This window comes from Alteromonas sp. 4NH20-0104 (genome assembly GCF_057547795.1).
In genome coordinates, this window is sequence record NZ_BAAJLP010000003.1 from 112,732 (window position 1) to 125,776 (window position 13,045).

A 13,045-nucleotide genomic window follows, 5' to 3' on the forward strand; every position below is an offset into this window, starting at 1 on the left:
TCAGAAGGAACGTTTGACCCCCAGTAAGATGCGTCGGGTGCTGTGGACCATATCGATGCGGCTAAACCAGTCAAGCTGCGCTACCGGCAAGGCACCTGAGACTTCCACCGAACCACCGTGTCCAGTACCCAGATAGTCTTCGGTCAGCTCGGCGCGCTGGCCAAAGTCTGCACTGACATAAGCATAATAGGCATACATCTCAAGAGGATACTGCCCAAGGGAAAATTCACTGTCGAGGCCAAGCACCAGTTTGTTCTCTGCGTGGTCAACACGCCTGACAAACTCAGCAAACCACACTCGATCAGACTGGTGAAAACGTACTTCACTGCGCAGGTAATTACCTTCAATAATGCGCTCTACACCAAATTCCATACTGAATTGTTCATTGATGGTAGCGCTGTACTCAAACTCAAAGAGGTTAAAATCATCGGCAAGAGATAGCGCCTTATTCGGATCGGTACTGTTAATAGCGCCTGCTACTAACTCCAGCTTGTGGCCCGGCTTTGCCTCGTAGACATGTCGAATGCCCTGAAACCAGCCATCTTTCGACATCCCGGTGGCCGATATACGGCCTTTGTAGGTGGGAATAACGCCAAATTCGGTTTTACCCAAGGCATGGGTTCGACGCAGGTAAATACGTCTGACTGCAATCTGGTCGCTATCTTCATCACCAAAGGTGTTGTGACTGGAACTAAAGTCATCGCCGGTGACAACAAAACTGTGCAGGCTCCATTGCTCATTGAGATTAAGTTGAGGATAAAAACGCAGCCGAAATTGTGAGCGATTACTGCGGTCTGAACGATTGTCGTAGCGAACCTGTACGTCGAGTTTTTGCTGGTAGAAGCCAGCCGGTTCACCGACCGATTCACTGGCCTTTGCCGGCGAAATGAAAAAGAGGATGAGACATCCGATAAAGCAGGTTAGCCCGGTGCTCAGATTTGCCATTGGGTAGATAAAAACTCACAGCTAAAAAACGCAGTGTAGCTTATCTATAGCTTTTACAACCAGTAAATATTGTGGTCGCAGAAGAGGCATAATAAAGAAAAAAGCCGGCAAACACGCCGGCTAAACAAGTGGAGAAGTACCTTTATACAAGGTCACCAACAACTACGATGGGTCAATACCATAACAGTCGGCATAAATTAAACTAAAGTCTAATCTAAAATAACTATAAATGGAGTTTGTCAGGATTAGTAATCAAAAAAAACGATTCTGTTAATCGATAAAATCGAATTAGCAGAAACAAAAAAGGCATTCTTCAGGAATGCCTTTTTAACGTTTTTTACTTAATTAGCTCAGGCCTAATTTCTTCTCGAGGTAGTGGATATTGGTACCACCTGCATAGAAGTTTTCATCAGCCATAATGCGTTGCTGTAATGGAATATTGGTTTTAATGCCGTCGACTACCAGTTCATCCAGCGCGTGGCGCATACGGGCGATGGCCTCATCGCGGCTCTCACCGTAAGTGATCAGCTTGCCAATCATTGAATCGTAGTAAGGCGGCACTGTATAACCGGCATAAATATGCGAGTCCCAGCGAACACCCAAACCACCTGGTGGGTGGAACATTTCGATTTTACCCGGACTGGGGATAAACGAATTGGGATCTTCAGCATTAATCCGGCATTCAATGGCGTGACCGCGGATCTGGATTTGCGACTGGTCGATAGACAGCGGCTGACCGGCGGCAATACGCAGTTGCTCTTTCACCAGGTCTACACCGGTGATCATTTCTGAAACAGGGTGCTCTACCTGAATACGGGTGTTCATTTCGATGAAATAAAACTCGCCGTTTTCGTAAAGAAACTCAAAGGTACCGGCACCGCGATAGCCAATTTCAACACAGGCTTTGCGGCAGCGATCACCAATTTTATTGCGCATTTGCTCAGAGATACCCGGTGCCGGGGCTTCTTCCACCACTTTTTGGTGACGGCGCTGCATTGAGCAGTCGCGCTCGCCTAAGTGAATGGCATTGCCCTGACCATCGGCCAGAATCTGAATTTCTACGTGGCGCGGGTTTTCGAGGAATTTTTCCATGTAAACCACGTCATTACCGAATGCTGCACCCGCTTCTGCTTTGGTGGTTTCGATAGATTTGATCAGTTCCGCTTCGCTGCGAACCACACGCATCCCACGACCACCACCACCACCGGCCGCTTTAACAATGATCGGATAACCAATGCGCTTGGCAATGGTTTTATTGCGATCTTCATCATCGGTTAACGGGCCGTCAGAGCCTGGCACGCAGGGCACACCGGCTTTTTTCATGGCGTTGATAGCAGAAACCTTATCACCCATCAGGTTGATAGTGTCTGCAGTAGGGCCAATAAAAATAAAGCCGCTCTTTTCTACCGCGTCGGCAAAATCAGCATTTTCGGCTAAAAAGCCGTAACCCGGGTGGATAGCAATCGAGTTAGTCACTTCCGCTGCAGCAATAATGCGCGGAATGTTCAGGTAACTTTCAGTAGCGGATGCATTACCGATACAAATTGATTCATCAGCAAGCAATACATGTTTAAGATTGCGGTCGGCAGTGGAGTGCACTGCTACCGTTTTAATCCCAAGCTCTTTGCACGCTCGCAGGATCCGCAGTGCAATTTCACCGCGGTTAGCTATGAGTACTTTATCCATGAGATTCCCGTTTATTCGATGATGAACAAGGGCTGATCGAATTCTACAGCTTCTTTATCGTCTACCAGAATCGCTTTAACAACACCGGCCTTATCAGACTCGATTTGGTTCATCATCTTCATGGCTTCCACAATGCACAGGGTATCGCCAACATTGACGCTTTGACCCACTTCAACGAACGCTTTGGCCGTTGGTGAAGAGGCGCGGTAGAAGGTCCCTACCATTGGTGATTTAACGGTGTGACCTGCCGGGGCTTCCGGTTCAGCTGGCGCGGCTGGTGCAGCAACTGGAGCGGGGGCAGCCGGCGCAGCAACAGGTGCTGGCGCAGCATAATGAACAGGTGCGGCAGCTTGTGAGCTACCACGGTGAATACGTACAGATTCTTCACCTTCGGTGATTTCTAACTCGGCAATGCCTGATTCTTCGACCAGCTCAATCAGTTTTTTTATCTTTCTAATATCCATAATCTGTCTCTGTTTGTCTTTTCAATTAGTGGGTAAAAATATCGACTGCTGCGTCCAGGGCGAGAGAGTAGCCTTTAGCGCCAAAGCCTACGATCACGCCAGCAGCGATATCGGAAAAATAGGAATGATGTCGAAATGCCTCACGGGCATGCACATTCGACAAATGCACCTCGATGAACGGGATTGAGACGCTTAACAACGCGTCACGCAGGGCGACGCTGGTATGCGTAAATGCAGCGGGATTAATAATAATGCCGTCGACATTCCCCATGGCCTCATGGATACGGTCGATCAGCGCTGCCTCAGAATTAGACTGCAAGTGTTCCAGTGCTATTTGCATGGACTCGGCCTGTTTTGTCAGACCACTTACAATATCATCCAATGTTGCGTGGCCATATTTATCTGGCTCACGTTTACCTAACATATTCAGGTTAGGGCCGTTCAGTAGAAGTATTTTCATTAATCTTGTAGCTATCTTGCGGCTAAGTTCGGCATAAACACCAGTTATACAGAATGTGATGATTATTTAACACAAAAACCGCGTTGAATTAGTACTAAAATAAGCTTAATCAACGATTATAGTTAATAATTAAGATATCGCAGCAAAATACTGGTCTTATCAGGGGATTTAGCCGCAACTTCTCGATATTGAGATAGGCTGAAATAAATAGTGCAGCAGCATCAAGCGGGCTCTGTGCTACAGACGGTTGCCCTTGGCTTTCCTACGAATGGCCTCGGTGAGATGCTTGGCAATCTCCGGAATTGGCAGTGATTTGTCTACCCCGCCATGTCTTACCGCTTCCTTTGGCATGCCGTAAACCACGCAGGTAGCTTCATCCTGAGCAAACGTCACTGCGCCTTTGTCATGCATGGCGCGCATCCCGCTGGCACCGTCCCGGCCCATGCCGGTAAGAATGACCCCGAAAGCATTGTGTCCAACCTGCTCCGCCAGACTGTTAAATAAGACATCCACAGACGGTTTATGACCACTTACCCGGCCATGATCACTGAGTTGAGTACGGTAATCTGCGCCGTATTTAATAACGCTTAAATGTTGCTCGCCGGGGGCCAGATACACATGACCGGGTAATAAGCGTTCATTGTGCCCGGCCTCTTTAACGTTAAGCGCACACAAGCCGTTGAGACGTTTGGCGAATGAGGTAGTAAATCCCGGAGGCATATGCTGGGTCATGACGACGGCAGGGAATGACGCAGGCAGCCTTACCAGCAGGTCCTTAATGGCTTCGGTACCACCGGTACTGGCACCAATGCCGACAATCAATTCGGTACCGGAATACGATAGCTGGGTTTTGGTGACGGTTTCATTGGCAACCCGCTTTTTAACCCGGGCCCCGGCGGCCGCAATGATCTTGTCAGTAACCAATTGTTGAAAAGCCAGAAATTTGGCCTGAACATCGATTTTTGGTTTCGGAATAAAATCGACTGCGCCCAACTCCAGTGCCAGCATAGTGGCATCTGCGCCTTTTTCGGTAAGGGTGGAAATCATCACTACCGGGGTCGGTTTAGCTTTCATCAGACGATCTAAAAACGTCAGGCCGTCGACCTTGGGCATTTCGATATCCAGGGTAATAACATCAGGGCTGAACCGTTTCACCATGTCTTTGGCAACGTAGGCATCCGGTGCCGTGCCCACCAGATTGAGGTCGGGATGATTGGCAATAATTTGTGTCATCAATGAGCGGATCAAAGCCGAATCATCAACAACCAATACAGAAATGGACATTAAAAAACTCTAATCAAATAAATCGATATCACCAGATGCGGGTGCTTCTTTAATCCGCATGCGGTACTCGCTTTCGCGATCAAGGATAGTGGTATTATGCATGGTTTTAATCTTGCGTACTTTTACTTCACCACTTTCGACAAAGAAGTAAACCTTGCGAGGGTAAGGGCCAAGTAAATCCCGAGCGAGCACCGGGATACGTTCAAGTTGAAGATAATCCAGCACAAACTCCGAGTTTCGTTCACCGACATTATGTACTGTGAGGCCTTGCAGAACATTGCCGCCGCCAAACACTTTGGCTTCCAGTCGGTTTCTGGCGGCGCCCATTTTTAATAGCTCATTTATGAGGAGCTCCATAGCGTAAGTGCCGTAACGTGCTGAGCTGTTCATTTCTCCGGACGTAATAAATTCATCATTGGGGAGTAAGAAGTGGTTCATGCCACCGATTTTCGTTATCGGATCACGCAGACAAACCGACACACAGGAGCCTAATACGGTCACGATCATCGTATTATCGCGGGTTGCGTAGTACTCACCGGGTAAAATTTTAACCGCATCGCGATCAAAATGGCGGTCAAAATACCGATTGGGTGCACTGTTGTCTAATACGGCAGTCATATCTGATTTCCGTTTACCTGGTAGATGGTTTTGCCCCGGGCCCGCATAATGGCAGTTAAGTGATTAAAGTTTTCAGAATGCCCGGCGATATACCAGCCGTTTGGCTTCATGAGTTTAATGATTCGCTTAACGATGATTTCCTGAGTGGGTTTATCAAAATAAATCATTACATTACGACAGAAAACAATATCCAGGCCAGGGTCTATGGCAAACTCCGTTGCCAACAGGTTTTGCTGAAAAAAGTGAATTGAATTACGTAGCTCAGCCACCACTCTGGCTTTACCCGCATTACTGCCTTTGCCTCGGTGGAAAAAGCGTTTGCGCCTGGCCAGACTGAGTTTTTCAACCTGATCAATTGGATAAATACCCGCCCTGGCACGCTCCAGCATTCGACTATCGATATCGGAAGCGTAGATCTTAACGTTAGTGGAAAGTGACCCTCTGGCCTCAGCGCAAGTCATTGCTATGGAATAGGGTTCCTCGCCGCTGCTACTTGCTGTACACCATATTCGCAACGGACCCGTATGTTGGTGTAAATATTCGCTAAGTTGTTCAAAATGGTGTGCTTCGCGAAAAAACGACGTCAAATTGGTGGTAAGCGAATTAATAAAGTGTTCAGTTTCATCTTGATGAGTATCCAGATAATCCAGGTAAGCCTGAAAAGTAGTCAAATTTAACGCTCTCAGCCGCCTGGAAAGGCGGCTGTAAACCATGTTGTCCTTACTGTCCGCCAGGTTTATACCGGTAAGCGAACGAATTTTCTGACGAACTGCATTAAACTCTTTGGTGGTAAAAGCGAATGGCTTTTCCATTCATTTCGCCTTACTAAAAGCTTTCCCATTCATCATCATCATCTGGCTTTGCGGCACTGAGTTGCTGAGAACGGGCTGCCATGGCTTTCGCCGAGACTTTGGGTTTGCTCTGAGTCGGTGGCGCAGAACGGATGACCGGCGCACTTTCGATACTGGCTTCCTGGCCTAGCTCGAAGAAGTTCACTCGTGAAATCAGCTGGGATGCCTGCGAGCTCATACTTTCGGCAGCAGCGGCAGCTTCCTCTACCAGCGCGGCATTCTGCTGGGTCATCTCGTCCATCTGAACCACGGCTTTATTGATTTCATCAATACCGCTGGCTTGCTCGGCTGAGGCTGATGCGATTTCTGACATGATGTCATTAACACGCTGAATCGCCGTAACAATTTCACGCATAGTATCGCCAGACTGATTCACCAGGCTATTACCGCTTTCCACTTTAGCAACGGAATCTGAAATCAGGCCTTTAATATCTTTAGCGGCATTGGCTGAGCGCTGGGCGAGGGTGCGTACCTCTGAAGCGACCACAGCAAAACCGCGCCCCTGTTCACCGGCACGAGCCGCTTCTACCGCGGCGTTGAGGGCCAGAATGTTGGTTTGGAAAGCAATCCCATCAATAACGCCAATAATGTCTTCAATTTTCTTGGCTGACTGATTGATATCGGCCATGGTACCAACGACTTGTTCTATCAGCTTGCCACCATCGATGGCTACGCGGGATGCCTCAGAAGCAAGCCCGTTAGCCTGCTTAGCGTTGTCGGCATTGAGCTGCACCGTACTGGTGATCTCTTCCATACTGGAAGCTGTCTCTTCCAGGCTGGATGCCTGTTGTTCAGTCCGGGAAGACAAATCGGCATTACCTTTGGCGATTTCTGCCGACGAGTTGTTAATAGTCTCTGAACCGGAACGGATCTCGTGCACTATGCTCGCCAGATTAGTGACGAAATCATTAACAGAATCTGCCAGCGTTTTGAATTCGCCTTCATACTCACGTTCCAGCTTACTGGTCAGGCTGCCTTTAGACAGTGCCAGCATGACTTCACAGATATCATTGACCGCCATCTTGCGATTGGTGATATCGCTGGCGTATTTAACTATTCTGAATACTCGCCCTGATTGATCCGTGATGGGACTGTAAGTGGCCTGAATCCAAACTTCCTTGCCGCCATTACCAATGCGGTGAAATTCTCCGGAATGGAACTGACCATCACTGAGCTGGTCCCAGAACAACCGGTATTCACTGCTGCTGCGATAATTGGCATCCACAAACATACTGTGGTGTTTGCCCTTTACATCACCAAGGGTATAGCCCATCGCATTGAGAAAGTTATCGTTAGCGTCGAGGATTTTACCTGTGGGATCAAATTCAATGACCGCCTGAGAGGTTTTAATAGCGTTAATCTGACCTTCATAATAGGCATTTTTGAGCTTATCAGCGGTAATATCCGTGGCATATTTTACCACCCGGGTGACCTTGCCGTCACTGGTGGTTACCGGGTTATAAGAGGCCTGAATCCAGACTTCTTCGCCGCGGCTGTTATACCGTAAGAACTCGCCAGCGGCGAGCTCTCCGCGGCTGAGCTGGGCCCAAAAGTCTTTGTATTCCACTGAGTGCGCGTAATCACTTGCCACAAACATACGGTGGTGTTTACCGAGGATTTCTGACTCTTCATAGCCCATCAGGTTTAAAAAGTTTTCATTGGCACGCAGAATTTCGCCATTGGGTCTGAACTCAATAATGCCCTGGCTCCGGTCGAGCGCAGACAGCATATTGGCAGATAAGTTGTAAGCGGTTTTATCGACCCATTCCACCATGGCGCCATCGGGTTTGCCCATAGCGTCGAGCAGTGGTGTGACTTTTAAATCAAAATTGACATCACCCACCACAATAGACGATGAGATTGGCCGGGTTAACTCCGCCAGCATGCGCGCCTGATGGGCAGGATTTTTATGAAATTGATCGATATTCTGGCCAACGAGGTGTTCCGCCGAGAAGTGGGGTAATACAGTACGAATCTCATCTTCATAGCTTTTTAGCAGGTTATACACCGCATCATTGGCATAAATGATGTTTCGGTTTTTATCGGCCACCATGACGCCAGTGGATATGGCGTTTAATGCAATTTCATAATATGCCGGCTGCTGTTTTTCTGGCTGGCCCCCAAAAAGGTTACGCAAGTTCATACTGAGCCCTCGTTCTGCTGATTCATGCTGTCAAAAATACCGATTTCCCTGCTGGTAATCAGGCGTTCTATATTGACCAGAATGACAAGTCCATCATCCACGCTGGCCAGGCCGTCCAGATAGCGGCTGTCGAAAGCGACGCCGAATTCCGGTGGCGGGTGAATTTCGTCTTCGGTGACATTGATAACGTCTGACACGCTGTCTACCACTATGCCTACGATGCGATCCTGCACGTTGAGCATAATGACAATGGTAAATTCGTTGTAAGTGGCCTCGCTGACGTTAAATTTAACGCGCAGGTCGATGATCGGCACAATATCGCCGCGGAGGTTAATAACACCCTTAATGAAGTCAGGTGCATTAGCAATTTTAGTGACGGGTTCGTAGCCACGAATTTCCTTCACCTGAATAATGGCCAGGCCATATTGCTCCTCACCCAACATAAATGTCAGATATTCCTTGCTCGCACCACCAGTTGCTGCGATGGCAGCGTCCTGAGATGACACCGTATTCATCAGGCTAACCCCACTTGATTGATTTGTTCATTTTTAATCAGGTTGTCAACATCGATAATCATGGCGACTTTACCGTCACCCATGATGGTTGCACCGGATATGCCGTCGACTTTCTTGTAATGGCGTTCCAGACTCTTGATCACTACCTGCTGTTTACCGAGTAACTGATCGACAATAATGCCGTATCGTTTTTTGCCTATTTCAACGAGCACAATGATCGAGTTTTCAACCGGCCTGGTCGGCTCGTCTATCTGCATTTGTTCCCTTAATGACACCAATGGCCAGTACTGATCACGGCTCCACAACATGGTGTCATTCGCCAGGGTCTTGATTTGTTCCGGCTTGGGTTGCAATGACTCAATAATATTCAGCAGCGGGATGATGTAAGTCTCATTACCTACCGACACACACATACCATCAATGATGGCTAATGTGAGTGGCAGTTTAATGGTAAAGGTAGAGCCTTGCCCGGCGACTGATACAATGTCGATACCGCCCTGTATCGCTTCAATGTTTTTACGCACAACATCCATTCCAACGCCACGGCCTGATACGTCGGTAACTGCCTCTGCTGTTGAAAAGCCGGGGGCAAAAATTAACTGCCAGACATCTTCATCTGGCATCTTAGGATCCACATCGAGACCATTGGCAATGGCCTTCTCTAATATTTTGTCTCTGTTCAGACCGCCACCATCATCCTGGATACTGATCAGGATATTGCCCCCACGTTGTTCTGCCTTGAGAACCACAGTACCGGTTTCTGGTTTGCCGGCTGCCAGGCGTTTCTCCAGCGGTTCTATTCCGTGATCGAGGCTGTTACGCACCAGGTGGGTCAGCGGGTCGGCCAGTTTTTCAATCATACTCTTATCGACTTCGGTTTCTCCGCCTTCAATAATCAGATCGATTTTTTTGTCTAACGTCCTGGCTAAATCGCGAACCAGTCGCGGAAACCGGTTGAATACAAATGACACAGGGATCATTCGCATCGACATCACTGCTTCCTGTATTTCACGGATATTACGCGACAACTCGTCAATGGCACCATTGAGTTTTTCGCCGGTATTACCCTCTACTTCTTCGCCAATCATCGACAAAATTGACTGGGTAATGACCATTTCACCCACCAGGTTTACCACCGTATCTATTTTTGTGGTTTCCACCCGAATTGAGCCAGCATCGGCTTTACCGGCTGTTTTGGCGGGCGCTTTAGCTGCCGGCTTAGAAGCTTTGGCGGCAGAGCTGGAAGCGGGTGTGGTAGCGGGTTTTTCCTGTTCGAAAAAGCCATAGGCATCTTCGTCTTTAATCGGTTGAGCGGGCCTGGGCTCAGTGAAGAAACCAAACTCTCCCTCACTATCATCGTGACTGGTTTGTGCTTCTGAGTTGTCAGCTTCAGGCTGACCCGGCGCATCGTCGAAAAAGCCAAACCCGTCATCTTCCTCACTGACGGTATCTGGTTGTGAATGGCCCGGCGCATCATCAAAGAAGCCAAAGCCATCCTCTTCCTGGTCGGCGCTCAGATCAGGTTGCCCGGGCGCATCATCAAAGAACCCGAAGCTGTCATCGTCTTCGGCTGTTTCGGCTGCCGGTGTTTGTTCCGGGACCCCGGTGGTTTCGCCTTCGGTCGACAAAATACCTTCCAGTGCTGCCTTACCTTCTTCTATCTGCTCCCAATTGATCTCGCTTTCATCCTGGTATGCCTGAAGAATAGCGCCCAGGGTGTCGGTGGTAGCCAGCAGCACGTCAACAATGTCGGTGGTTAAATCGAGTTCATGGTTGCGGGCTTTATCCAGGATGGTTTCCATCACATGGGTTAAGCCGGTTAACGCATCGAAACCAAAAATTCCGCTGCCACCCTTAATAGAGTGTGCTGCGCGGAAGATACTGTTGAGCTCTTCCGCATCGGGGTCGTCTGTTGATATGTTTAACAGCAATTCCTCCATGGTTTGAAGATGCTCCTGGCTCTCTTCAAAAAACACCGTGTGGAATTGATTCATATCGACAGACATGTATGGCTACCCAAGCAGTTTTTTGGCAATAGCCAGTAACTTAGACGGATCAAATGGCTTTACCATCCAACCAGTGGCACCCGCTGCCTTACCCTGACTTTTTAAGGTATCGCCGGCTTCGGTGGTGAGCACTACAATAGGAACGGTGCGATAGCTCATCATGCCACGCAGTGATTTAATCAGGGTGATGCCATCCATGCGAGGCATATTCTGATCGGTCAGTACAAAGTCATACCGCGTGGTTTGGCACTTATCCAGTGCCGCCTGACCGTCTTCGGCTGAATCCACATTGTAGCCGGCCCCTCGCAAAGTGACCTCTACCATTTGACGGATCGACATAGAGTCGTCAACGATTAGTATTTTCTTGCTCATATCTTTATTAATTCCTTGCTATGGAAATGGTAGTTCGATTGCCTTGAGCATTTCGCTCAACTGTCTGACACATTGCATCAACAAGCCCGAGGCCTCGCCCGCTAAGGCCTTGCTGATCGGCAGAGCTATCAGACAGCGCAAATCCTGAACCGGAGTCTTCCACTGATATCTTTATAAACGTAGTCGAATTTGTGTAAATTTGTATGGTTAATTGATCACTGTTTGTCAGACTATTCAGACGCTCTTCGCGTAACGCGAGATAAGTAGCGAAGCCTTCAAAGTCATTTTTGAGCTTTGAGTCCAAATGGAGAATGCCGTGATCAAGCGCGTTGTTAATCAGTTCTGCCATCACCGTAAAAGCTTTCTGGCACAAGTCTCTGGGTAATCCTGAGTTTTGCATAATCTGCATGGCCTGATTCAGCACGTCCAGGCTGGCGATGACTTTGCCACGAATACAAAACTGGTAGTCTATTTCACCGAAGCTAACCGGTGCTTCATCGGTGCGGGTTTGTAACTGGTTACGCAAGGCCTCTCCGTTGATGACACAAAGGGTAATGTCATCCTCGATAGCATTGCCATCAGCAAATTGCAGGCAATCATCCATAATGTGGATCAGGCTTTGTTGGTTTTTTACCAGTGCCTGGGCCTGTGCCATTAATCTGACTGATGTATAGGCGTCGCCGGCGGGATTGGTTTGTTCAATAATACCGTCGGTGTACAACGCTAACTGGTCAATTTCTTCCAGCACAAGTTGCTCAGGCTTAATACTGAACTCACCTGGCTCCATAATGCCCAGTGGCATGGCTTTGGATTTAAACCGCTTCACCTCGCCGTGTTTACAGCAACACAAAACATCGGGCAACCCGGCATTCACAATAGTAACTGTTGAAGAATACGGGCAAATTTCGATGCCCAATAACGCCACAAAGCGATCGTCAGGTATTTCGGTATACAGCTTACGATTTATCTCATGAAAAATTTCATCAATAGTCTTGCCTTTATTCGCCATCGCTTTGGCAGTGGTGACAATGGGAATAATACAAATGGCCGCTGCCAGACCATGTCCCATGGCATCTGCCAGGATCAGCTGTATTTTGCCCGTCGGATTAGGCGGTGAGAAAATGGTATCGCCGCTGAAGTTGGTCATTGGCCGGGAGCGTACAGCGGCAAAAGCCGGCAGGTCACACTGACTGTTGGCCATATTCTGATAAACGTGCTGCGCCAGGCTTTCTTCCTGCGCTTTCTCACTAAGTAACTGTTGTAATAATTGATACTTATTTGCCAGGTCCAGACTGGTACGTTTAAAAGTGAGCAGGTTGCGGATCTTCTCCCACAATAAGCCGATGCTGACCGGCTTAACGATGTAATCGTGTACGCCCTGGCTAAAGCTTTCACTAATGCTGTTAAGCTGATCGTCGATGGAAACCATAATCACATAGGGCGGCGGTTCTGCCTGTTGCAGAGCCGGCAATAATTCGATGCCCTGGCCATCGGGTAGGTGGTTGTCCAGAATCACCACGTCGAAATGGTGCTTTTTAAGTACTTCTGCGGCATCCTGAAGTGAAAAAGCAGAGACTACCTTTACACCCCTTAGCATCAAATCAGAGACTAACAGCTCACAAAATATGGGATCGTCATCGACAACCAGTACCGATTCTGTGAATTTAGTGATTTCTGGCGAGTTCATGCAGACGTGTACCC

General features: G+C 48.4%; 12 protein-coding genes. All 12 read right to left on the reverse strand.

Annotated elements, in window-relative coordinates; all coding sequences use genetic code 11:
* The 12 genes from AC27IB_RS03230 to AC27IB_RS03285 all read right to left on the reverse strand — a co-directional run bounded on the left by AC27IB_RS03230 (window position 1) and on the right by AC27IB_RS03285 (window position 13,031).
* Window positions 1-945 (reverse strand): hypothetical protein, encoded by a 945-nt coding sequence (locus AC27IB_RS03230; RefSeq protein ID WP_487118873.1) that lies wholly within the window; start codon window positions 943-945, stop codon window positions 1-3.
* Window positions 946-1,290: 345 nt separating this feature from the next.
* The gene (gene accC / locus AC27IB_RS03235; RefSeq protein ID WP_296053498.1) at window positions 1,291-2,631 is read right to left on the reverse strand and encodes an acetyl-CoA carboxylase biotin carboxylase subunit; all 1,341 of its coding nucleotides are present in this window, start codon (window positions 2,629-2,631) and stop codon (window positions 1,291-1,293) included.
* Between the two features lie 11 nt (window positions 2,632-2,642).
* The gene (gene accB / locus AC27IB_RS03240; RefSeq protein ID WP_487118875.1) at window positions 2,643-3,095 is read right to left on the reverse strand and encodes an acetyl-CoA carboxylase biotin carboxyl carrier protein; all 453 of its coding nucleotides are present in this window, start codon (window positions 3,093-3,095) and stop codon (window positions 2,643-2,645) included.
* Between the two features lie 25 nt (window positions 3,096-3,120).
* A complete protein-coding gene (aroQ, locus tag AC27IB_RS03245; RefSeq protein ID WP_487118877.1) occupies window positions 3,121-3,555 on the reverse strand; it encodes a type II 3-dehydroquinate dehydratase in 435 nt (144 codons plus the stop codon).
* Window positions 3,556-3,792: 237 nt separating this feature from the next.
* A complete protein-coding gene (locus AC27IB_RS03250; protein WP_296045974.1) occupies window positions 3,793-4,839 on the reverse strand; it encodes a protein-glutamate methylesterase/protein-glutamine glutaminase in 1,047 nt (348 codons plus the stop codon).
* A gap of 9 nt (window positions 4,840-4,848) precedes the next feature.
* Window positions 4,849-5,457 (reverse strand): chemoreceptor glutamine deamidase CheD, encoded by a 609-nt coding sequence (gene cheD, locus AC27IB_RS03255; RefSeq protein ID WP_487118879.1) that lies wholly within the window; start codon window positions 5,455-5,457, stop codon window positions 4,849-4,851.
* The gene (locus AC27IB_RS03260) at window positions 5,454-6,269 is read right to left on the reverse strand and encodes a CheR family methyltransferase (RefSeq protein ID WP_296045981.1); all 816 of its coding nucleotides are present in this window, start codon (window positions 6,267-6,269) and stop codon (window positions 5,454-5,456) included. The genes cheD and AC27IB_RS03260 overlap by 4 nt, the downstream gene beginning before the upstream one ends.
* Window positions 6,270-6,282: 13 nt before the next feature.
* A complete protein-coding gene (locus tag AC27IB_RS03265) occupies window positions 6,283-8,451 on the reverse strand; it encodes a methyl-accepting chemotaxis protein (protein WP_487118881.1) in 2,169 nt (722 codons plus the stop codon).
* Complete coding sequence (locus tag AC27IB_RS03270) at window positions 8,448-8,966, reverse strand: chemotaxis protein CheW (protein ID WP_105933103.1); 519 nt, start codon at window positions 8,964-8,966, stop codon at window positions 8,448-8,450. The genes AC27IB_RS03265 and AC27IB_RS03270 overlap by 4 nt, the downstream gene beginning before the upstream one ends.
* On the reverse strand, window positions 8,966-10,972 hold the full coding sequence (locus tag AC27IB_RS03275; protein WP_487118883.1) for a chemotaxis protein CheA: 2,007 nt from the start codon (window positions 10,970-10,972) through the stop codon (window positions 8,966-8,968). The genes AC27IB_RS03270 and AC27IB_RS03275 overlap by 1 nt, the downstream gene beginning before the upstream one ends.
* 6 nt (window positions 10,973-10,978) lie before the next feature.
* Entirely contained in the window at window positions 10,979-11,344 is a 366-nt protein-coding gene (locus tag AC27IB_RS03280) for a response regulator (RefSeq protein WP_105933105.1), read from the reverse strand.
* Between the two features lie 7 nt (window positions 11,345-11,351).
* Window positions 11,352-13,031: an ATP-binding SpoIIE family protein phosphatase gene (locus AC27IB_RS03285; RefSeq protein WP_487118885.1), complete on the reverse strand. Its 1,680-nt coding sequence runs from the start codon at window positions 13,029-13,031 to the stop codon at window positions 11,352-11,354.
* Window positions 13,032-13,045 lie beyond the last annotated feature (14 nt).